At 61.0% G+C, this 19884-nt stretch carries 21 protein-coding genes; 7 read left to right on the top strand and 14 right to left on the bottom strand.

What is annotated here, in order from left to right:
- The first annotated feature begins 45 nt into the window (after positions 1-45).
- Positions 46-531, top strand: a complete 486-nt coding sequence (locus B3H65_RS03150) for a SixA phosphatase family protein (RefSeq protein WP_286684100.1) — start codon at positions 46-48, stop codon at positions 529-531.
- Positions 532-615: 84 nt separating this feature from the next.
- On the opposite strand, the gene nox is transcribed toward B3H65_RS03150, so the two are convergent.
- On the bottom strand, positions 616-1947 hold the full coding sequence (gene nox, locus B3H65_RS03145) for a H2O-forming NADH oxidase (protein ID WP_117678777.1): 1332 nt from the start codon (positions 1945-1947) through the stop codon (positions 616-618).
- A 355-nt stretch (positions 1948-2302) separates the two neighbouring features.
- Between nox and B3H65_RS03140 the strand changes: the two genes are divergently transcribed.
- Complete coding sequence (locus B3H65_RS03140) at positions 2303-2821, top strand: nitroreductase (RefSeq protein ID WP_286684099.1); 519 nt, start codon at positions 2303-2305, stop codon at positions 2819-2821.
- 120 nt (positions 2822-2941) lie between these two features.
- Here B3H65_RS03140 and B3H65_RS03135 read toward each other — a convergent pair whose 3' ends face one another.
- The 3 genes from B3H65_RS03135 to B3H65_RS03125 all read right to left on the bottom strand — a co-directional run bounded on the left by B3H65_RS03135 (position 2942) and on the right by B3H65_RS03125 (position 5539).
- The gene (locus B3H65_RS03135; RefSeq protein WP_286684098.1) at positions 2942-3442 is read right to left on the bottom strand and encodes a PH domain-containing protein; all 501 of its coding nucleotides are present in this window, start codon (positions 3440-3442) and stop codon (positions 2942-2944) included.
- A gap of 7 nt (positions 3443-3449) precedes the next feature.
- The gene (locus B3H65_RS03130; protein ID WP_286684097.1) at positions 3450-4334 is read right to left on the bottom strand and encodes a methionyl aminopeptidase; all 885 of its coding nucleotides are present in this window, start codon (positions 4332-4334) and stop codon (positions 3450-3452) included.
- A gap of 176 nt (positions 4335-4510) precedes the next feature.
- A complete protein-coding gene (locus B3H65_RS03125; RefSeq protein ID WP_286684096.1) occupies positions 4511-5539 on the bottom strand; it encodes a 3-deoxy-7-phosphoheptulonate synthase in 1029 nt (342 codons plus the stop codon).
- Between the two features lie 292 nt (positions 5540-5831).
- Between B3H65_RS03125 and B3H65_RS03120 the strand changes: the two genes are divergently transcribed.
- A complete protein-coding gene (locus B3H65_RS03120) occupies positions 5832-6362 on the top strand; it encodes a cysteine hydrolase family protein (RefSeq protein ID WP_286684095.1) in 531 nt (176 codons plus the stop codon).
- Positions 6363-6624: 262 nt separating this feature from the next.
- Here B3H65_RS03120 and B3H65_RS03115 read toward each other — a convergent pair whose 3' ends face one another.
- On the bottom strand, positions 6625-7530 hold the full coding sequence (locus B3H65_RS03115; protein WP_286684094.1) for an alpha/beta hydrolase: 906 nt from the start codon (positions 7528-7530) through the stop codon (positions 6625-6627).
- A 406-nt stretch (positions 7531-7936) separates the two neighbouring features.
- Between B3H65_RS03115 and B3H65_RS03110 the strand changes: the two genes are divergently transcribed.
- The gene (locus tag B3H65_RS03110; protein WP_181973239.1) at positions 7937-8719 is read left to right on the top strand and encodes an acyl-[acyl-carrier-protein] thioesterase; all 783 of its coding nucleotides are present in this window, start codon (positions 7937-7939) and stop codon (positions 8717-8719) included.
- A gap of 89 nt (positions 8720-8808) precedes the next feature.
- Here the strand turns inward: B3H65_RS03110 and B3H65_RS03105 are convergent, their stop codons facing one another.
- Both B3H65_RS03105 and asnS read right to left on the bottom strand, forming a co-directional pair.
- A complete protein-coding gene (locus B3H65_RS03105; protein ID WP_117678784.1) occupies positions 8809-9627 on the bottom strand; it encodes a tyrosine-protein phosphatase in 819 nt (272 codons plus the stop codon).
- Between the two features lie 326 nt (positions 9628-9953).
- Positions 9954-11357 carry an asparagine--tRNA ligase gene (asnS, locus tag B3H65_RS03100; RefSeq protein WP_117678785.1) on the bottom strand — a complete coding sequence of 468 codons (1404 nt, stop codon included), beginning with the start codon at positions 11355-11357 and terminating at the stop codon, positions 9954-9956.
- 263 nt (positions 11358-11620) lie between these two features.
- Between asnS and B3H65_RS03095 the strand changes: the two genes are divergently transcribed.
- Both B3H65_RS03095 and B3H65_RS03090 read left to right on the top strand, forming a co-directional pair.
- Positions 11621-11899 carry an autorepressor SdpR family transcription factor gene (locus tag B3H65_RS03095; RefSeq protein WP_286684093.1) on the top strand — a complete coding sequence of 93 codons (279 nt, stop codon included), beginning with the start codon at positions 11621-11623 and terminating at the stop codon, positions 11897-11899.
- Positions 11889-12614 (top strand): SdpI family protein, encoded by a 726-nt coding sequence (locus tag B3H65_RS03090; protein ID WP_286684092.1) that lies wholly within the window; start codon positions 11889-11891, stop codon positions 12612-12614. Before B3H65_RS03095 ends, B3H65_RS03090 begins: the two co-directional genes overlap by 11 nt.
- Before the next feature lie 53 nt (positions 12615-12667).
- On the opposite strand, the gene B3H65_RS03085 is transcribed toward B3H65_RS03090, so the two are convergent.
- From B3H65_RS03085 to B3H65_RS03065, 5 genes are all read right to left on the bottom strand, one after another.
- Positions 12668-13171, bottom strand: coding sequence for a hypothetical protein (locus B3H65_RS03085; RefSeq protein ID WP_286684091.1), 504 nt, complete (start codon positions 13169-13171; stop codon positions 12668-12670).
- 196 nt (positions 13172-13367) lie between these two features.
- Positions 13368-14162, bottom strand: coding sequence for an ABC transporter ATP-binding protein (locus B3H65_RS03080; protein ID WP_286684090.1), 795 nt, complete (start codon positions 14160-14162; stop codon positions 13368-13370).
- Positions 14155-15075: an ABC transporter permease gene (locus tag B3H65_RS03075; protein WP_117678790.1), complete on the bottom strand. Its 921-nt coding sequence runs from the start codon at positions 15073-15075 to the stop codon at positions 14155-14157. Before B3H65_RS03075 ends, B3H65_RS03080 begins: the two co-directional genes overlap by 8 nt.
- 136 nt (positions 15076-15211) lie before the next feature.
- Positions 15212-16201 (bottom strand): ABC transporter substrate-binding protein, encoded by a 990-nt coding sequence (locus B3H65_RS03070; RefSeq protein ID WP_286684089.1) that lies wholly within the window; start codon positions 16199-16201, stop codon positions 15212-15214.
- 181 nt (positions 16202-16382) lie between these two features.
- Positions 16383-16871 (bottom strand): YbaN family protein, encoded by a 489-nt coding sequence (locus B3H65_RS03065; protein WP_286684088.1) that lies wholly within the window; start codon positions 16869-16871, stop codon positions 16383-16385.
- Positions 16872-17146: 275 nt separating this feature from the next.
- Between B3H65_RS03065 and B3H65_RS03060 the strand changes: the two genes are divergently transcribed.
- Entirely contained in the window at positions 17147-17932 is a 786-nt protein-coding gene (locus tag B3H65_RS03060; protein ID WP_286684087.1) for a mechanosensitive ion channel family protein, read from the top strand.
- 74 nt (positions 17933-18006) lie between these two features.
- On the opposite strand, the gene B3H65_RS03055 is transcribed toward B3H65_RS03060, so the two are convergent.
- Positions 18007-18600 carry a nitroreductase family protein gene (locus B3H65_RS03055; RefSeq protein WP_286684086.1) on the bottom strand — a complete coding sequence of 198 codons (594 nt, stop codon included), beginning with the start codon at positions 18598-18600 and terminating at the stop codon, positions 18007-18009.
- A gap of 127 nt (positions 18601-18727) precedes the next feature.
- The gene (gene leuB, locus B3H65_RS03050; RefSeq protein ID WP_286684085.1) at positions 18728-19837 is read right to left on the bottom strand and encodes a 3-isopropylmalate dehydrogenase; all 1110 of its coding nucleotides are present in this window, start codon (positions 19835-19837) and stop codon (positions 18728-18730) included.
- Between the last annotated feature and the right edge of the window lie 47 nt (positions 19838-19884).

Genomic DNA, 19884 nt, shown 5'->3' with positions numbered 1-19884 from the left:
TACCGCCGGCCCCTCGCCAACGCCCCCGCGCCCACAGGAGGAATCATGGTCAAAAATCTCATTTTGATCCGCCATGGCAAAGCGGAGCCCGGATCCCTCGATCAGCTGGACGAGGAGCGCAGGCTTACTCCCCAGGACCTCGACGCGCTTCGCGCGCCCACCGGCTTTGCCCACGGCGTTTCGCTTATGGATGATAGCGAGCGCGAGCATGCGCAGGTGTGGGTAAGCCCCGCCGTTCGCACGCACCAAACCGCGCAGGCGCTGCTCGACGTCATTGGAGAGCGCCCGCTTGTAGACAAGGGCTGCCTATGGGAGCAAGACTCCGTCGCGTTTCTAGACGAGCTTGAGCAAAGCGGTGCCCAAACGGTAATAGTCGTGGGACACATTCCTTTTATGAACGATATGGTCGAGCTATTAAGCGGCGCCTGCATAGGCTTTAAGCCCGGCGCTATGGCGAAACTGAGCCTACGCGGTCCCTTGCAGCCCAGATGCGCGGACCTTTCCTGGTTTGTCCAGGGACCCAAAGCATAAAGCCGCGGGCGCATCGACCGCGGCTTTTACGAATACGCATCAAAAAAGGGGCGGCCACGTAATAGCGGGCCGCCCAACTTACTGCTACTCTGCGCCCAACGCGCACATGGTGATGTAGTTGTACGGCTGGTTGAAGTGGGGCAAGAAGAAGATATCGAGCAGCTTGAGCTTGTCGATGGTCACGCCCTCCTCGATAGCCAGCGAGAACATATGGATACCCATGGAGATATCCTCCATCGAGGCCATCTGGGCGCCCACCACGCGACGGCTGCCGCGCTCGTAGACAATGCGGATCTTGACGCTGGCGTTCTCGCGCATAAAGCCGGGGCGCTGAAGGTCCTCGAAATCGGCATGGCACACATCCAGCCCCGCGCGGGTAGCGGCGGCAACGGACAGGCCGGTGGAGACCATGTTGTAGCCAAAGATCGAGATGCCGTTAGAACCCTGAACGCCAATGGAATCCAGGCGAGTGCCGCCAATATTGTGCCCCGCGACAATACCGGAGCGAACAGCGTTGGTGGCCAGAGCGATATAGGTCTCGGCAGCTAAGGCGTTGGACCACACGGTAGCGCAGTCGCCGATGGCGTAGACGTCCGGATCGCTGGTGCGCTGGCGACGGTCGACATGGTAGGCGCCGTTGGCAAAGAGTTCCAGATGGTCGCGGCCAAGCTCGTTGTTGGGAACGAAACCGATGGCGTTGATGACCAGGTCCGCCGGGTAGGTGCCCTTCTCCGCCTCGATCGCGCTCACGTGGCCGTTCTCGCCGTGATAGGCAACGACGCGCTCGCCAAAGTGGCACTCGATGCCGTGGCTCGCAAGGTTCTCGTCCATAACCGCCGTGAAGGAGGGGTCATAATAGCTGGCCAAGGAAGTGGGCGCGATATCGAACAGGCGTACCTCCTTACCGCGGCGCTTGGCAGCCTCGGCGATCTCCACGCCAATGTAGCCCGCGCCAATCACCGCGACGGAGCGCACGGATTCATCGCTCATCCAGCGATCGACTTCCTGACCCTGCTGGAAGAGCTTGAGGAAGCTGATGCCCTCAAGGTCGCAACCGGGCAGCTTGGGCGAGATGGGCAGCGAACCGGTGGCCAAGACGAGCTTGTCATAGCTCTCGTCAAAGCAGGTGCCGTCCGCCTTCTGGCAATGCACCACATGGTTGGCGAAATCGATGGAGGTAACGCTGGTCTCAAGGTAGATGCGAGCGCCCTTGGCCTCGAAGGCCTCCTTATTGGTGTAGAACAGGTTCTCGTACGAATCGATTTGACGGCCGACCCACAGGGCGGTGCCGCAACCCAGGTAGCTAAGGTTGGTATTGCGGTCGATCATGACCACCTGCTGGTCCTTGTAGTTGTCCAACAGCGTATTGGCGGCCGCGATACCAGCGTGGTTGGCGCCGACGATGACGGTCTTCATAGAAGCGCTCCTCCTCATAATGCAAACATCAAAGCAAGGCAACGGATGCGGCGGCGTTTGGCGCGCGCGAAGTTTACCTTGGGCAACGAACCAGCCTAGCGTATTTTGTCACCGTATTAATTGCATTTTTTAAAGTGGTTTTATTTTGCCAATAAACGGTCGATGAGACGCGCGCGTTATGGCGAATACGTGGATGACACCGCTTATCCCTACCCAAAGACCGCTTAAGTAAGGCGTTTGTTTCCGTTTGAAGTTGCGCCTCCACGCGATGGGCCAATAGGGAATACTGTGCCGTGCGCCGCTGCGCCCTTGACGCGAACCGCGGCCGATTCACGCATATGAACAGGAGAATCCAATGGAAGTCATGGAAGCAATCCTTACCCGCCACAGCACTCGCTCATTCACCGATAAGCCGGTACCCAAAGAGACCCTGGAGGAGATCGCCTCCGCCGGCACCTACGCCGCAAGCGGCCGCAACCGACAGCCCGTGCTGATTGTAGCGGTGACCAACCCCGAGCTTATCGCCGAGCTATCGCGCATTAACGCCGAGATCATGGGCACCGAGGGCGACCCCTTCTACGGTGCGCCGGCAGTGCTGGTGGTGCTGGCCGATAAGTCGGTACCCACGTATCTTTACGACGGCAGCCTGGTGATGGGCAATATGATGCTTGCCGCCACCGATTTGAATCTGGGAAACTGCTGGATCCACCGCGCGAAGGAGACCTTTGAGCGCGAGGATGGGCGCGCGATTCTGGACAAGCTGGGCATCAAAGGCGACTACGAGGGCATTGGCAACCTGGTAGTGGGCTATCCCGCCTCCCCCAACGACGAATGCAAGCCACGCAAGGACGGACGCGTGATTTTTGCGGAGTAGTAACCGCGCCAGGCATTCGTCCGCATGCAAGGCGCCCCTTAGGCCGATGACCCGAGGGGCGCCATTTGCTGGCTCTATGACAGGCAAAGCTTGCACGGGAATTTGAAAACGTTGGCGCAGCTATCCCTTGTGCTGACGCAGTTGCTTGTTGACGAGATCGATAAAGCCTTGGTTGTCCTTTAAAGCGACGACCATGACGCCACCGGTTCGCGTGAAGATGCGTACGCAATCCGACGAACTCGCAGCGACATGCGTCCCCATTGCAAGCAGGGAACGACAGCGCTCGATGTGGGCGATGTCTGCGAGCTCGATGCGTGTGCGCCAGACGCCGTACACCACGTCGACGTGCCCGTGCGGAACCGGATTCTCCGCCGCACTTGCGGCGACCGGGCCTGCGGCGAGCGCGTCGTCATCAAAGTGCACCTCGACGTGGTTGCGCTTGATGGGTACGCCCATGAGCAGCACGACGACCGCCATCGCGATGAACAGCAGGCTGGCGACCATCGATTGGTCGTCGCCCGCAGACGGGACCGTCCAGATGTACAACCCCAGCAAGCCTACCATTACAGCGGCGAACAGCGCGATGTACCACGGCGCCGTCTTGCCCTTGAACATCCTCATGGCGCACCTACCAGCTTAGAAGCTCGTACCCATCGTTGGTGATGACCAGCTGGACCTCCCACTGCGCGGAGTCGGAGCGGTCGGCGGTGCGCACGGTCCATTCATTGGGATCGCTCATGTCGATGTCCGGCTCGCCGGCGTTGACCATCGGCTCGATGGTGAAGCAGAAGCCCGGCGCCAACACCACGCCCTGGCCGGCCTCGCCCACAAAACCCACGAACGGGTCTTCATGGAACTCGATGCCTATACCGTGGCCGCCAAACTCGCGGACCACGTTGAAGCCCGCCTCCTCGGCATGCGCCTGCACCGCATGGGCTATGTCGCCCAAGTGGCCCCATGGCTTGATAGCGGCAAGGCCAGCTTCCACGCACTCGCGCGTCACATCGACCAAGCGCTGACGCTCCGGCGACACCTCGCCCACGCAGAACATACGCGAGGAATCCGAGTAATAGCCATCCAAAATGGTGGAGCAGTCCACGTTGACGATGTCGCCCTCTACCAGGACCTCATCATCAGACGGGATACCGTGGCACACCACGCAGTTGACCGACGTGCAGACGCTCTTGGGAAAGCCCTCGTAATTGAGGGGCGCGGGAATGGCGCCGTGCTCGACCGTGTACTCGTGCACCCAGCGGTCGATGTCGCCGGTGGTGCAGCCCGGGGCGATGCGCTCGGCGACGTAATCGAGCGCGCCCACGTTCACCGCGGCGCTTCGGCGAATACCCTCGAGATCAGCGGGGGTCTTCAGCAGGTCGCGGGAAAGAACCTCCTCGCCGCGCTCCCACAGCTCGTTGAGGCGCTCATCGATCGCCAGATGGCATTTCTTATACTTCTTACCGCTGCCGCACCAGCACTCGTCGTTGCGACCGAATACGGGACCGTTGTCATACATGGCTAACTCCTTTTCGACTGTAGCCATTATCCCGCTAATCGCGAGGCTCTGCATGGAGATTTAGGCAAAGCGCACGAGGAACGTAGCGCGCCGCCTGCGGAACCTGCAAAAGGGACGTTTTCTCGCAGCAGTCCCCGGACAGTCCTCAGGCAGTCCCCGAGTTGGCCGAAAACAGACTAGGAGCGCTCGGCGAGATCGAGAATCAGGCGCTCGGTCTTCTCCCAACCCAGGCATGCGTCCGTGATGGACTTGCCGTAGACGCCGCCATCCACGGGCTGGTTGCCATCTTCCAGGTAGCTCTCGACCATGAAGCCGCGGACCAACCGGTCGATGGATTCGTTGCGACGGCAGGAGTCCAGCACCTCTTTGCAGATGCGCAGCTGCTCAAGCGGGCGCTTGCCGGAGTTGTCATGGTTGCAGTCGATCACCACGGCGGGGTTCGCGTAGGTATCCGGCGTGTAGCGCTCGGCCAGGCGCTCCAGGTGCTCGTAGTGGTAATTGGGATAGGTGCGACCGTCCAGGCCGATATAACCGCGCAGCACGGCGTGGGCCAGCGGGTTGCCCTCGGTCTCGACTTCCCAGTTGCGGTAGATGAAGCCCTGCTTTGCCTGGGCGGCGTAGATGGAATTGAGCATGACGCTGGTGGAGCCGGCGGTGGGGTTCTTCATACCCACGGGCACGGGCACGCCGGAAGCGACCAGACGATGCTCCTGGTTCTCGACAGAGCGCGCGCCAACCGCAACGTAGGACAGTAGATCGACCAGGTACTGGTAGTTGGTGGGATACAGCATCTCGTCGGCCGTGAAGAACCCGGTCTCTTCAATCACGCGCAGGTGCATGCGGCGAATAGCCTTGACGCCCTCGAGCAGGTCGTCTCCGGCCTCCGGATCGGGGTTATGTAGCAAGCCCTTGTAGCCGGTGCCCTTGGTGCGGGGCTTGTTGGTGTAGACGCGCGGGATGATGAGCAGGCGGTCACGCACCTGCTCCTGAAGCTTAGCGAGACGGTCCATGTATTCCAAAACGGAGTCCTCGCGATCGGCCGAGCAGGGCCCGATGATCAGGGCGCGGCGGGAGTCCTCGCCGCGGAAGATCGCCGCCACCTGGGCGTCGAACTCGCGCTTGGCCTCGACCAGGTCGGCTCGAAGCGGCATCTCCTCGCGGATATCTTTAGGAATGGGAAGCAAGCGCTTGAAATGCATGGACATGGTGACTCCTTGGCAGCGTCGAGAGTCGCCCGCGGCAAGCGACGCGCGAAGCGCCGTCGATGTATTCGCCGCGAGCTGATGTGCAACATAGTGGTGGGTATTATCCTCCTTTCGCCTCGCACGACAGTGCGCATGTACCATCTGTCCGAAAGATTTAACGTTGCCCCCTATTCCGAACGTGTTGGAGCCGCTGGACCACCCCAACGCAACGGGACCGCAACCAGCTGCAGCGGGGCTGTACAATAATCTCGTCCATACGCCCCATGAGGGCGAATTCGACCAGGGAGATGCCATGGCAAACGATTTTCTCATCGTCGTCGATATGCAGAACGACTTTGTATCCGGCTCGCTGGGAACGCCCGAAGCCCAAGCGATTGTGGGGGCGGTCGCGCAGCGCGCTGAAGAATTCGAGGGAACCGTGGTCTTTACCAAGGACACGCACGACAAGGACTACCTTCAGACGCAGGAGGGCGCGAAGCTCCCCGTTACCCATTGCGTTCGCGACACACCCGGTTGGGAGCTAGTCGACGAGCTCGAGCGAATCCGGCTTACGCGCGATGCCTTGGTCTTTGACAAGCCGTCTTTTGGCTCGCTTGACCTGGCGGCATGGCTGGTCGAGCAAAACGATGTGGAGCCCATCGACTCAATCGAGCTGGTTGGCCTGTGCACGGATATCTGCGTAGTAAGCAACGCGCTACTTATCAAGGCAAACCTGCCCGAAGTGCCCATGCGCGTGGAAGCCGATCTTTGCGCAGGCGTGACGCCGCAGTCGCACCAAGCCGCCCTAGATACCATGAGCAGCTGCCAGGTTGAGGTAAGGTAGCGAGGTTTTAGCCAGGCACCTGAGCGGCGCCTCCGTCATATAGCGAAACGGCCCTTTCTAATACATGTATTAGAAAGGGCCGTTTTATTGAGCCAGAATGGTCCAAGGTAATACCGATTTAGAAATACGTAGTAGATTGAACCACTTGAAGCGATTCAAGGTGGCATCTTTTAATACACGACTAACCACCGGCTCAAACCAGCAAACTAAACGAGCAGTTTGGACCGGCAGCTGGACTCGACGAGTGACCGTAGCGACAAGCCTAGCAGATACCTTGACGCACCAGGAAATCGAATGCAAGGTCGACCCAACCGTGCACAGCCTGCTGGCGTTCGGCATTCTCGGACTCGGTGTTGCGGTTGGCGACGGAAAGGCCGTGCGCGCCCTCGCTGAATACGTGCAGCTCGTGGACCACGCCCTCTTCCGCCATCCGGCGGGCAAAGGGATAGACCTGCGCCGCGGGCGCCGTCTTATCGTCTGCGGCACACCACACAAAGGTGGGCGGAGTGTTACGACTCACGTTGGTGGCAGGGCAGATGCGCGCAAGGTGCTCATCGATCGCCTCGCCGCCGGTCACCATCGACAAGAAATCATTAAGCAGATCGCGACCAGTCTTACCGCCCGTCTTGGGCACGCGCAAATCGATGCGCGGGTCGCGCGTCTGCTGATCGCGCAGGTAGGCGAAATCGATCACGGGATAGCACAGAATGGCGGCATCTGGACGAATATCCTCCGGACGCGCCCCGGTGAGTCCGGCGAACGGGCCGCTCTTCCATTCCGTTGCCAAAGAGGCGCAGATAAAACCGCCGGCAGAAAACCCGATCGCAACGACCTTCTCCGGATCGACGTTCCACTCGCTCGCGTTCAGTCGCACGGTCGCGACCATCTTCGCCAAGTCCGCCTGGGGGTTGGGATATGAAACGTCACCGGTGGAGCTGGTAACGTAATCCAGCGTAAACGCCTGGAAACCGCGGTTGAGGAATTCGAACGCGACGGGCTCCTGCTCGTGCGCGGCGATGTGCGTGAAGCCGCCGCCTCCGCAGATGATTACGGCTGGGCGGGGACCGGTAGTGGTATTGGGCAGCTTGTCCGCAAGATAGGCGGTATACGTTGCCGGATAGACCGGGGTGGTCTCCTCGCCCCACAGGGCATGCTGCTCGATAATCATGTGCTCTCGCTTTCGACTCTTCCACCCCGCACGCCGCGACGCCTGCGGAGCCCTTCTTTTTGTTCGCGCCGCAGATGCGACGCAGCGCTTTTCGTTTCCTAGCATATGACGAAACGCCGGCGGCAACCGTGGCGCGCCGCGCGTTCCAACAGAAGAACCATGTCAACCCCCATCGAGCACCCCACCGAAGACCTCATGGAAGCGTGCCGGGCCAGCATCTGCACCGTCGCCCGCAACGGCACCAGCGCCGGCGGCTGCGACGAGAACTGAACCGCCGACCAAACCAAGTAGCTTTAATCGACCGCTGTGTTGGGTACCATTTCTTTTGCATGAGAAGCAGCACATGAACCGTGCCGTCGGTCGATCCGGCGGCACAGACGGACCAGCTACGGGTTAAGGGATCAATTTGTATACGTTTACCAGCAAGATTCGTTATAGCGAGATAGATGAGACGGGCCGTTTGAGCGTGCCCGCCGCAATCGACTACCTGCAAGATGCCTCCACCTTCCACGCGGAATCCGTGGGCCAGGGCCTTGCGCGCGCAACAGACACAGGCCGCGCTTGGATGCTCGCCGCTTGGAAAATCGAGATTCGCAAGCTCCCCGCCCTAGGCGATCCCATCTGCGTGAACACCTGGCCCACCGGCTACAAGGGGCTGTTCTCAAATCGCAACTTCACCATCCGCGCAGCGGACGCCGACGCTGACGAGGCGCCATGTCTACAGGCGGATTCGCTCTGGTTCCTCTATGACGCCGCAACTGGCAGGCCTTGCCGCATAAGCGATGAACACTTGGCAGCGTTTCTAGACCATGACGGCTTCGAGCCTGCCCTCAACATGGACGCGCCCCAGCGGCGCATCCACCTTCCAAAAGACGCCATCGCCATCGACGCCGCGCCCGTACGGGTAGCGACCACCCATATCGACACCAACCACCACGTCAACAATGCGCAGTACGTTGGCATGGCGATCGACGCGCTGCTTGAGTACCCGCCGGCGCAACGCGCCCAACAGGCGCTTGTCAACCGCAGCGAAGACTCGCCCGTCACCGTTGACGTGCAGTACAGCCGCGCCGCCACGCGCGGGCAAACCATCTACCCGCGCATCTATCAAGATGGCGCCGGGTTTATTGTAAGCTTGGACGATTGCGACGGCGGGCACTACGCCGTTGTTCGCATATCCCAGGGATAGCCCTGCCGTCCACCGCCCGCCGAGCGCACCCGGGCCGGATAGTTTGCACCCCTACCAATCAGCCCAGCGCCCCGCCACGCTGGACTTGATTACACAAGCATTCGGGCGCGTAGATCCTCTATTGCGCTAGGGGCAACACCCAGCGCCTCCTTTATATAAGCCAGATAATCGCCATACTCGCGCTCGACGGCGCGCGTAACGGCAGCCAGCGACCGCAGGCTTGCGGCTCCGTCTGCCGTAAGCTGGGCAGGAGCAAACAGGTTAGTTGCCAAGTAATCCGCCCGAATCTGCTCCGCAGGAACGCCAAGCGCGCTCTCCACCAGCACGGACGCCATTCCGCAGCGGTCGCGCCCCACATGGCAGTGCCACAGCGCGGCACCGTCCTCGCAAGCCAGAAGCGCCTCGAAGAACTCCTGGTAACCCTTCCGCCCCGCCTCGTCCAAAAGCATTGCGGGATACAACATGACCATGAAGTCGACGGGATCGCCACTCTCCTTCACGCGTTTTCGGGCGGCTTCCAGCTGAGCCTCGCGCTCCTGCGTGATGCCCGCATGACGATCCTCAAAAATACTCGCATGCACAAACGCCGCGTCCGGCAGCTGCTCCATGGGGTCTGGCAGCTCCGCCAGCTCCTCGTTGTTACGCAGGTCAACCACCAGGCGCACGCGATAATCATCTCGCAAGCGGGCGATATCGTCATCCGTGCCAAAAATGAGCGCGCCCGACCGGAGCAGGCTGCCGCGACGAACCGTCCTACCATCTGCGCCGGTCAGACCACCCAAATCGCGTGTGTTGGGCAGCCCGTCAAACGGAATGCGCCCGTAATCTCGGCGCCCCGCCGGCATTGCGGCGGCGTCCGGCGTCTCATACGCAACCGGCGCGCCAACCGGCTCGATTCGCTCAGCCATGCCCTCATCCCCCTTCTCGCTTGATCGCTCACATTGTGACGATAAATCAACATCTTCCAATGACCGCACTGTAAAGGAACGCCCCCGTCAACGCAATCTGCATCGACGGGGGCGTTCTATCGCACCCATTTTGGCTCCTCGCTTAACCGATCGCCTTGGCTAGTTAAGAATGTCCCTATGGAAGCGCGTCATCATAAGGGCGGCGGACACGGAGGAGCAGTCTAGCATTGCCTCTGCTTTGGACGAGGACGAGACGGGGTCCATGCGCGCAATCTTAACGGCGTAGTTGCGCACATGCCATTTTATATGCGCCGAAACGCTTGGAATTAGAACTCGCAGCTGCCCACGGTACGAGGATGCGGCAAGACGTCGCGGATGTTGCCTACGCCCGTGAGGTACATGACCAAGCGCTCGAAGCCCAGGCCAAAACCGGCGTGCTTACAAGTTCCATAACGACGAAGGTCAAGATAGTACTTGTACTGCTCGGCATCCATACCAAGCTCGGCGATGCGGCGCTCGAGCACATCGAGACGCTCCTCGCGCTGAGAGCCGCCGATGATCTCGCCGATACCGGGAACCAGGCAGTCGGCCGCGGCGACGGTCTTGCCGTCATCGTTCAGTCGCATGTAGAACGCCTTGATCTCGGCGGGGTAATCGGTAACGAAAGTAGGGCACTTGAAGTGCTCCTCGGTAAGGAAGCGCTCGTGCTCGGTCTGAAGGTCGATGCCCCAGCTCACGGGATAATCGAACTTATGACCAGCGGCAACTGCCTGCTCCAGGATCTCGACCGCCTCGGTATAGCTCACGCGAGCGAAGTCAGAGTTAGCCACGTGGGTAAGGCGCTCGATGAGGCCCTTGTCCACAAACTTGTTAAGCATGGCCAGCTCATCAGGGCAGCGATCCATAACGTCGCGGATAACGTACTTGAGCATGTCCTCGGCAAGATCCATGTCGTCGGCCAGGTCGGCGAAGGCGATCTCGGGCTCGATCATCCAGAACTCGGCGGCATGACGCGTGGTGTTGGAGTTCTCAGCGCGGAACGTGGGGCCAAAGGTGTAGACGTCGCCAAAAGCCATGGCGAAGTTTTCGGCGTTCAACTGACCGGATACGGTAAGAGAGGCGGCCGTACCGAAAAAGTCCTGGCTAAAGTCAATGTTGCCGTGCTCGTCCAAAGGCGGGTTAGCCGGATCCATGGTGGTAACGCGGAACATCTCGCCCGCGCCCTCGCAGTCGCTTGCGGTGATGATGGGGGTATTCACGTAGACGAAGCCGCGATCCTGGAAGAAACGATGAATCGCTGCTGCCGCAACCGAGCGCACGCGAAAAACGGCGCGGAACAGGTTGGTGCGCGGACGAAGATGCTGCTGCGTACGCAGGAATTCGACCGTCGCGCGCTTCTTTTGCAGCGGGTAATCCGGAGCGGAAACGCCCTCGACCACGATGTCGGTCGCCGCGAGCTCAAAGGGCTGCGGCGCATCGGGAGTAAGCTTCAGTTCACCGGTGCAAACCAGCGCAGCGGAAACGTTCTGATGAGCGATCTCGTCATAATTCTCAAGGGCTTCGCGATTCATAACGACCTGCAGGTCCTTGAAGCAGCTTCCGTCATTAAGCGTGACGAAGCCGAAGTTCTTCATGTCGCGCACGGACTTGACCCATCCGGCAACGGTAACCGTCTTGCCACCCAGGTCCTGAGCATCGGCATACAGTTGGGCGATCTTGATGCGATCCATACCAAACCCTTTCATGCGGTAAGGATAATAGTTTCCAGCATTCTATTCTAGCAGCTGCCGCAAGCCCCGCATCCTTGCATGTTTTCCCGTTCCCGGCTACAGCAGCGCGATATTTGCCCGAGCCTGGTCGATAGGGCGCGAGCTCGTATTGACTTGATATTTAGATTGTTGTCTAATTATATAAATTTCTACGGATCCGCGCATGAATCGCCTGTCTTGGCAACGCATCATGAGCAAAATTCGTCAACCAGATTGGAGTCCCCATGGGAGGAGAAGCGTTCAAAGCGCTCGCAGACCCCACGCGAAGGCGCATCCTCGAACTGCTAAGAAGCGCCGATCTCACCGCCGGCGAGCTTGCAGACCACTTCGACATGACCAAACCGTCCATCAGCCATCACCTCAACACGCTCAAGGCCGCCGGCCTGGTTGATGCGGAACGCGAGGGGCAATCGATTGTCTACAGTCTCAACACTTCGGTCTTGCAAGACCTTATGAGCTGGTTTTACACCTTTACCAACAGGAGTGATTCAGATGATGAATAAGCAAAACGACGCGCAGCGCAGCGCAAGCGTCAAATCCCCCGTCAACCGTCGCGTCTGGATAGCCCTAGGCGCGCTGTGCATCGCAAGCTTCCTTGGACACCTCGCCCTCTTTCCGCAGCTACCTGATATAGTCCCTACGCACTGGGACGCCGCCGGCAAAGTTAACGGATGGAGCAGCAGGATGGCGACGCTGGGTCTCGACCTGCTTCCGCTGGGCCTGCTGGCGCTTTTCTACGCGCTCCCCAAAATAGACCCCCGTGGAAAAGCGTACGAACGCATGGGCAGCTTCTATACCGGCTTCGTCACGCTTTTCACCGTGTTCTTGATCTGCATGACCTGGACCACGGAGCTGACCGTTTTTGGCATCATCCCTCAAAATGAAAGCCCTATCGGCATCTTCACGGGAGTCACCGTCGGCATCGGGCTCATGCTGCTGGGTAACTACCTGCCAAAGGTCAAGCGCAATTACTCCTTTGGCTGCAAAACCCCTTGGGCGCTGGACAACGACCAGAACTGGCGTCTCACCCACCGCTTCGGAGGCGTCGCCATGGTCCTCGCGGGTATGGCGACCGTCGTCTCCGGCTTGTTCTCTCGCCAGATGGGAGGGGCGGCGGTCGCCCTCCTCCTCGCCGCGGTCATAGGATCGTCCTTGGCGACTTATGCGTACAGCTACCTTGTATTCCGCAACGGAAACAAGCCCCTTCGCGCAAAATAAGTGCAAAACCCTGCCCACCCGCGATCACGGGCAGGCAGCGAGTCCACCGCCACTTACACCGGCGAGGGGGAATCCTCCCGGATGACAGTGCGGGCGATAAGCGATAGCAGGACTGTCCGCACCTCGCGCGAACTGTCGAGCACATCGACATCGTAGACGTCGCCGCGCAGCGCGGGCACCTGCTTGGCTCGCGCGACAACGCGGTCGGAAGCATCGCGAATCTCGAAGCGGCACGTCCACGCTCGACGGGTGACAACGGACCAAGCAACGGGCTGCACACGGATGACCGCCTCGTTGGTCTTGGCCGACACCCTGAACTTGCGCTTGAGGTCCAACTCGGACCCGTCGGCCATCAAGATCCTGTACGCACGGTCCTTGGTGTCCGTACGCGTGGTGGTATAGCGCGCGATCTCCACACCGGCACCGTCCACAACGCGCGTCAGCCTTGGGGCGGACAACGGATCGGTCTGGGCGGTATACAGAATCTCACCCTTTTCGTTCGCAACTTCGGTCTCGCTGTGCACGCTCGCGAGCTTTGACGAAATGTGCAGCATCATAACCCCTCCCCGGGTCAACCACCATTCGACATATCGGCCTTTCTACCCACCTTGCGCCCGCGCAAAACCAAGCACGTACAAAACAGGGGCCGAGAAGCGAATAGCTCCCCGGCCCCGTGCGTTCCCTTTGCGAATTATGCAGTCCGCCCCATGCTCGGTGCGCAGCGCGCGGCATCTGCGGACGATGATCGATGTCCTAGCTCAGCAACATGCGATCGTTTGCCAATGCGCCGCCGGAAACCTCCTCAAACTTCTTGAGCAGATCCGAAACGGTAAGGTTCTTCTTCTCCTCGCCTGCGACGTCATAAATCACGTGACCGTCGCCCATCATGATCAAACGGTTTCCCATACGGATCGCGTCATTCATGTTGTGCGTGACCATCAACGTGGTGAGCTTGCGCTCGGCGACGATCTGCTCGGTCAGGGCCAGCACCTTGGCGGCCGTCTTGGGATCCAGCGCCGCGGTATGCTCGTCCAAAAGCAGAACGCGCGGGTTGGTGAGCGTGGCCATCAGCAGGGTGAGCGCCTGGCGCTGGCCACCGGAAAGCAGGCCCACCTTGGCGCTCATACGATCCTCAAGGCCCAGATCAAGCATCTTGAGAAGCTCGCGATACTCGGAGCGCTCGTCCTTAGTGATTCCCCAGCGAAGGGTGCGGCGCTGGCCGCGGCGACGGGCAAGGGCGAGGTTCTCATCGATCTGCATATCGGCGGCGGTGCCGCGCATGGGATCTTGGAACACGCGACCCAGGTACTGAGCGCGAGCGGGCTCGGACAGGCGCGAAATGTCCTTACCATCAAGCTCGACGGTGCCAGAGTCGATGGGGTACACGCCGGCGATCATGTTGAGCAGGGTGGACTTACCGGCACCGTTACCACCGATGATGGTGACAAAGTCGCCGTCCGCAAGGTCCAAGTCCACGCCGGTAAGGGCGCGCTTCTCGGTCACGGTTCCGCGGTTGAACGTCTTCTTGACGTGAGAGAGCTTAAGCATCGGAGCCATCCCCCTTCGAATACGAACTGCGAAGCTTGAGCTTCTCCCACACCACGGGCACGCACAGCGCCAGCGCGACGATGACGGCGGAAAGCAGCTTCATGTCGTTGGCGTTCATGCCCATCTGCAGCACCACGGCACGGATGAGGAAATACACCACGGAACCCACCACCGCGGAAGTAAGACGGCTGGAGAAGCTGACGAGCTTGCCCGGAGTGAGACGGCCCAGGACCTCGCCGATGACGATGGCGGCGAGGCCGATAACGATAGCGCCCGTGCCCATGCCGATATCAGCGTAGCCCTGGCTCTGGCAAATCAGGGCGCCGGACAGGCCCACCAGCGCGTTGGACAGCGTGAGGGCAATCATCTTGGTGGTGTTGGTGTTGACGCCCAGGGCGCGCACCATGGCCTCGTTGTTGCCGGTAGCGCGCAGCGCGCTGCCGATCTCGGTACCAAAGAACCAATACAGCAGAGCGATGATGAGCACGGCGACCAGGATGCCCACAACGGTCTCAAGCGTGCTTTCCGGCAGGCCGGTCATCTCGCTGATGCGAGAGAAAACGGTGGGCTGCGTCAGCAGCGGCGTATTGGACTTGCCCATGATGCGCAAATTGATGGACCATAGGGAGATCTGGGTGAGGATGCCGGCGAGAATAGCCGGGATCTCCAGCACCGTGTGCAAAAAGCCGGTCACGGCACCCGCGACGCCACCGGCGACCATACCGGCGAGGATCGCCAGCAGCGGATCGACTCCGGCAACCAGCAGCACGGCGCACACGCTGCCGCCGGTCGCGAAGCTGCCGTCGACCGTAAGGTCTGCGATGTCCAACAGCTTGTAGGTGATGAATACGCCAAGCACCATGATGCCCCAGAGCACGCCCTGGGAGACGGCGCCCATAAGTGCGATACCCATATCATCTACCTCCTTTTATTCGTGCGCCCCGCCAACGTTCGACGGGAGCCTTGAAACCCAACGCGGCACCTTGGGCGGCGGTGCCGTATCCAAGGTGCCGTAAGGCGTACTACCTATAGCGTGCGGCCAAGCGCAGTTACTCGTCCAAAACAGAGAGGTCGATACCAAGCGCGTCGGCCATCTCCTGGTTCTTAACCACTACCAGGTCCTCGGCGGAAAGGTGCTCGATGGCCATATCGGCGGGCTTCGCCTCGCCCTTAAGAATCTTGACGGCCATCTCGCCGGCGCGGTAACCCAGGTCCTCGTAGTTGATGGAGAGGGTGAACGGGCCGCCGGCCATGCACATGCCCTCCTCGCCCGCGATGAAGGGGAGCTTGTTCTCCTTGCAGATCTGGCCAACCTGCGCAGCGCCCTGGGCGATGGTGTTATCGGTGGGCGAGTAAAGGGCGTCGACCTTGCCCACGGCGGACTCGACCACGGACTGGATCTCATTAGTGGACGAGACGGTATAGCGCTCGTGCGCGATGCCCAGCTCGTCCAGGGCCTCCTCGGCCATCTCAATCTGGATCAGCGAGTTGGACTCGTTAGAAGCGTAGAGCAGGCCAACCTTCTTGGCGTCGGGCAGCACCTTGTGCAGCATCTCGATCTGCTCGGCGACCGGGGTGAGGTCGGAGCTGCCGGTGACGTTGCCGCCGGGGGCGTCGTTATCGGCGACCAGGTCGGACGCCGCGAAATCGGTGATGGCGGTGCCCACGATGGGGATGTCCTTGGTAGCGTTAGCGGCCGCCTGCGCGGCGGGGGTCGCGATGGCGAAGATCAAATCGTCGCCGTCGCCCACCAGCTTGCTGGCGATGGTCTGGCACGCAGACTGGTCGTTCTGGGCGTTCTGCTGGTCGATGGTGTAGTTGATACCGGAATCATCCAGAGCCTTCACAAAGCCCTTGTTGGCGGCATCCAGCGCGGTGTGCTCGGTAAGCTGCAACACGCCGATCTTATAGGCGGCGTCGGAGGAACCGGTGGAGCCGGCGTCCTGGGTCGACGCGTTGCCGCATGCGGTGAGCGCAAGCGCGGTGAGTGCCGTGGCAGCGATTGCGGCACCCTTCTTAATGAGGCTGATTCGCTTCATGGCGACCATCCCTTCCGGTAGAACTATGACGCCGCGGCCTTCCCTGCAGTCGCGCGTCCAATGGCACCAGATGTTACCGAGGTCGCCGCTCTTTTGTGTCGATAATATGGTGTTGATACAGGCTGTTAACCTTCGCAGGCACCTTCGCGCTCGTCTTTCGCGCCCATCCTCAAGGCATGCCCTATGCGCCCGCGCGATCCGTTTTGACCCATAAGCCAAAGTAGACAATATGAGCAGCCCACACCACAGCGATGATCGCGCGCAGCAAAGGGATACCGCTCGTGAAGTACATGCCCAGCGCCATCAAAACGCTCACCGGGACAAGCAGCGAGAGCTTGGCGCGTACGCTCATCATCCCGCGCTCCATATAACCGGAGAACACCACCCGATATAGCGCCGTGCCATGAAACCATACGTCGAGACGCTGCGATGAACGCGCGAAGCAAAACGCGGCAAGCAAGATGAACGGCGTGGTGGGAAGCACCGGCAGCACGGCCCCAACGGCGCCCAGGCCAAACGTGGCAAGCCCCAGCGCTCCCCACACTTTCCGCCCCACGCCGCCGGCGCGGCGAGCGGGCGCGGCGGCAGATGGACCCAAGCCGTCGGCATTATCCGGGCACGCTATCGATTTGGGGGCAATGCGGACGAGTTCGCCGTTCTTCTCCGTCATATATCTCCTAAGGACATGGACGCGCACCGGCTAGCGAGCAGGACGCGTATCGGCATCTTCCATAGTTAGCTACGTATTACTTTAACGGAAAAGAAAGGACCTCCCTACAAAAAGTTTTACTCTTCTTACTTTTTGGACGAGGAGGAGGGGTGCAACGGCGGCACGCCCGCCACGACGCGGCCGGCCAGCGCCCCCTAGCCACATCGCGCGCGGGTTTGCGGTGGACAGAGCGAGGGTATCATGTGCTGCATGCCATCCAATCGCAAGGGGATCCCATGCAAGATTTCTTTTCCCAGCTTATCCATATCGCCCAAATCCAATGGGTTCAACAGGCGTTTTGGACCGTAGTCCTAGCTCTGGCGACGCTCGCCACCTCGCGCATAGTCGCTCGCGCCATGAGGCATATCCTCGACCGGGACAGCAATCCCCTGCCGTCCTCGTCCATCATTATCAACATTGTCCGTGCGACCATACTGATCCTGGGCGCAAGCATCATCCTCGACGTCATATACAACATCAACGCCAACGCGATCATCACCACCCTGGGTGTTGGAGGTATCGCGATCTCGCTGGGTTTTCAAGACACGCTTTCCAACCTTATCGGCGGCCTGCAGGTAACGTTTATGGGAATCGTCAGGCCGGGGGACAACATTGAGGTGGGCTCGGAGACCGGTGTGGTGCAAGACGTGAGCTGGCGCCACACCACCATCAAAGACGCTCTAGGCCAGACCGTCATAGTCCCCAACTCCATCATCTCCAAAACGGCGCTGGTGCATCTGCTGCCGGCAAGCCGCGTGGTAGTTCCCTTTGCGGTGCCGCGACAGCGCGAGGAGCAGGATGCCGAGCCATTCGATATCGATGCGTTGGCAGAAGAGCTGGCTGCGATGGCAAAGACGGCAGCAGGCGATGTTTCCCATGTGGTCGAGGGACCCAAGGTGGTGTTCTCGGAGATCACGGAATTCGGCATCAAGGGCAAGGTCATCTTTGTGGTCGAAGATCCCGCAAAGACCTCAACCGCGGCGGACGCCGTGGTGCGCGCCATCGCTCGCAGCCTCGCATAGAAAACCCGCCGAGCACGACGCGCGGCGGGGATCCATCGCATTGCCCCGGACAACGCGCCCTGGGGCCCAAATCATCAGAGCAGCACTTGGTCCAGGGTGCGCTTGGGCACGTGGTGCACGCTCTTCTCATCGCGCCAATAATCGGTCGAGGCGGCGCCTGTCGCCATATCCTCCAGCACCACCGTCTCTCCGGGCTTGCCCAGCGCGATCACCATCAACGGGACGACGTCCTGCGCAAGACCAAGCGCGCAGGCAACCTCCGCCTTGTTGAACGCATGCAGCATGCAGGCCCCGTAGCCGGCAGACGCAGCCGCCAGCACAATGGTCTGCGCCGCGATGCCCTCATCCACCGCCGTGGTGGCACCGCCGCCCGCGTCGCAGATCACAATGTAGCCGGCAGGACGCTCGCCCGGCGCCGGTCCGTCCCAATCTTTAAGTGCACCCGCCCATTTGAGGTGGACGAATACCGCCGCGCGCTCCTGCTCGGCGCAGACCACGCGATAGCGCAAGGGCATGCGGTTGGCACCACTCGCCGTCTGACGCGCAATGTCCACCAAGTCGATCAAAACCTCGCGCGGCATGCCCGCCGCCTCATCAAAGCGTCGGTAGCTGCGACACGCCTGCACCAGCTTGGAAAACTCGGCCATCTTCTCATCCAACATCGCCATACTCCCCCATCCTTTGATGCCGCAGGCCCGCCCGGGCCGCGCGGTCGCTTTTCAAGCAAAACGCGGGACCGGCACGCAACCGACCCCGCGTCGATTATACGGCGCGCCGTGCTGGCGCGGCCCGGTACTAGATGCGCTGTGCCACCGCAGTGCCCATGGCGTCGGTGCCCAGGACCTTGTCCCGCGGGGTCTCATCATCGGCGATGTCACCCGTGCGCAGGCCCTCGTCCAAAACGGCGACCACGGCGGCGCGAACCGCATCGGCTGCGTCGCCCATGTTGAAGCTGTAGCGCAGCATCATCTCGACGGAGAGGATCTGCGCCAGGGGATTGGCGATGCCGCGACCCGCGATATCCGGCGCGCTGCCGTGGCTGGGCTCGTAGAGCGCCACGCCGTCGCCCAGGCTGGCGCTGGCGAGCATGCCCAGCGACCCGGTGAGCTGCGCGGCCTCATCGGACAGGATGTCGCCGAACATGTTCTCAGTCACCACCACGTCGAACTCCGCGGGGCGGCTGATGAGCTGCATGGCGGCATTATCTACCAGCACGTTCTCAAGCTCGATGTCGGCGTAATCGGCGTCATGCACGCGATGGACCACCTCGCGCCACATGCGGCTGGTCTCGAGTACGTTGGCCTTGTCGACGCTCGCCACGCGGCCACGGCGCTTGCGCGCGGCCTCGAAGGCCTGACGGGCGATGCGCTCGACCTCGAACTCGCGATACTCCAAGGTATCGTAGGCGCGCTGGCCGGAAGCACCGTTCGCGCCCGCGCCCTCCTCATCGTAGAAGCGCTCGCGGCGGCCAAAGTACAGACCGCCCGTGAGCTCGCGCACGATCATCATATCGACGCCGTCGATAACCTCCGGACGCAGCGTGGAGGCGCCGGCAAGCGGGGCGAAAACCTGCACCGGACGCAGGTTGGTATACAGGCCCAGCTCTTTACGGATGCCAAGCAGACCCTGCTCCGGTCGGGGCGCGCCGGGCTCGGTGGTATCCCACTTGGGACCGCCCACGGCAGCCAGCAGCACGGCATCCGAGGCGCGGGCTTCCTCAAGGGTGGCCGCCGGCAGCGGATCTCCACACGCGTCGATAGCGGCGCCGCCAATAAGGGCGTCCTTGCAGACGAAATCCACGCCGAAGCGCGCGCCCACCGCGGCGAGGACCTTTTTGCCCTCGGCCATGATCTCCGGGCCAATGCCGTCTCCGGGCAGGCAGCAGATGGTATAGGTCTTCTTCACGTTGCAACTCCAAGAACTCGAACTGGGACCAGATGCAAAGGGGTTGG

The organism is Collinsella sp. UBA1693 (assembly GCF_002320115.1).
Classification (GTDB): domain Bacteria; phylum Actinomycetota; class Coriobacteriia; order Coriobacteriales; family Coriobacteriaceae; genus Collinsella; species Collinsella tanakaei.
The sequence above is the reverse complement of the archived record's forward strand: the minus strand, read 5'-3'. Positions and strand labels throughout refer to the sequence as shown.

Excerpts from the sequence above, each read along its gene's own strand:
- B3H65_RS03120 (WP_286684095.1), top strand. The coding sequence starts at position 5,832 with ATGGCAAACGATTTTCTCATCGTCGTCGATATGCAGAACGACTTTGTA.
- B3H65_RS03125 (WP_286684096.1), bottom strand. The coding sequence starts at position 5,539 with ATGTCCATGCATTTCAAGCGCTTGCTTCCCATTCCTAAAGATATCCGC.
- B3H65_RS03135 (WP_286684098.1), bottom strand. The coding sequence starts at position 3,442 with ATGAGGATGTTCAAGGGCAAGACGGCGCCGTGGTACATCGCGCTGTTC.
- B3H65_RS03150 (WP_286684100.1), top strand. The coding sequence starts at position 46 with ATGGTCAAAAATCTCATTTTGATCCGCCATGGCAAAGCGGAGCCCGGA.
- B3H65_RS03090 (WP_286684092.1), top strand. The coding sequence starts at position 11,889 with ATGATGAATAAGCAAAACGACGCGCAGCGCAGCGCAAGCGTCAAATCC.
- nox (WP_117678777.1), bottom strand. The coding sequence starts at position 1,947 with ATGAAGACCGTCATCGTCGGCGCCAACCACGCTGGTATCGCGGCCGCC.
- B3H65_RS03055 (WP_286684086.1), bottom strand. The coding sequence starts at position 18,600 with ATGGCGATGTTGGATGAGAAGATGGCCGAGTTTTCCAAGCTGGTGCAG.
- B3H65_RS03070 (WP_286684089.1), bottom strand. The coding sequence starts at position 16,201 with ATGAAGCGAATCAGCCTCATTAAGAAGGGTGCCGCAATCGCTGCCACG.
- B3H65_RS03130 (WP_286684097.1), bottom strand. The coding sequence starts at position 4,334 with ATGTATGACAACGGTCCCGTATTCGGTCGCAACGACGAGTGCTGGTGC.
- B3H65_RS03105 (WP_117678784.1), bottom strand. The coding sequence starts at position 9,627 with ATGGCTGAGCGAATCGAGCCGGTTGGCGCGCCGGTTGCGTATGAGACG.
- B3H65_RS03115 (WP_286684094.1), bottom strand. The coding sequence starts at position 7,530 with ATGATTATCGAGCAGCATGCCCTGTGGGGCGAGGAGACCACCCCGGTC.
- B3H65_RS03095 (WP_286684093.1), top strand. The coding sequence starts at position 11,621 with ATGGGAGGAGAAGCGTTCAAAGCGCTCGCAGACCCCACGCGAAGGCGC.
- B3H65_RS03060 (WP_286684087.1), top strand. The coding sequence starts at position 17,147 with ATGCAAGATTTCTTTTCCCAGCTTATCCATATCGCCCAAATCCAATGG.
- B3H65_RS03075 (WP_117678790.1), bottom strand. The coding sequence starts at position 15,075 with ATGGGTATCGCACTTATGGGCGCCGTCTCCCAGGGCGTGCTCTGGGGC.
- B3H65_RS03080 (WP_286684090.1), bottom strand. The coding sequence starts at position 14,162 with ATGCTTAAGCTCTCTCACGTCAAGAAGACGTTCAACCGCGGAACCGTG.
- B3H65_RS03085 (WP_286684091.1), bottom strand. The coding sequence starts at position 13,171 with ATGATGCTGCACATTTCGTCAAAGCTCGCGAGCGTGCACAGCGAGACC.
- B3H65_RS03065 (WP_286684088.1), bottom strand. The coding sequence starts at position 16,871 with ATGACGGAGAAGAACGGCGAACTCGTCCGCATTGCCCCCAAATCGATA.
- asnS (WP_117678785.1), bottom strand. The coding sequence starts at position 11,357 with ATGGATCGCATCAAGATCGCCCAACTGTATGCCGATGCTCAGGACCTG.
- B3H65_RS03140 (WP_286684099.1), top strand. The coding sequence starts at position 2,303 with ATGGAAGTCATGGAAGCAATCCTTACCCGCCACAGCACTCGCTCATTC.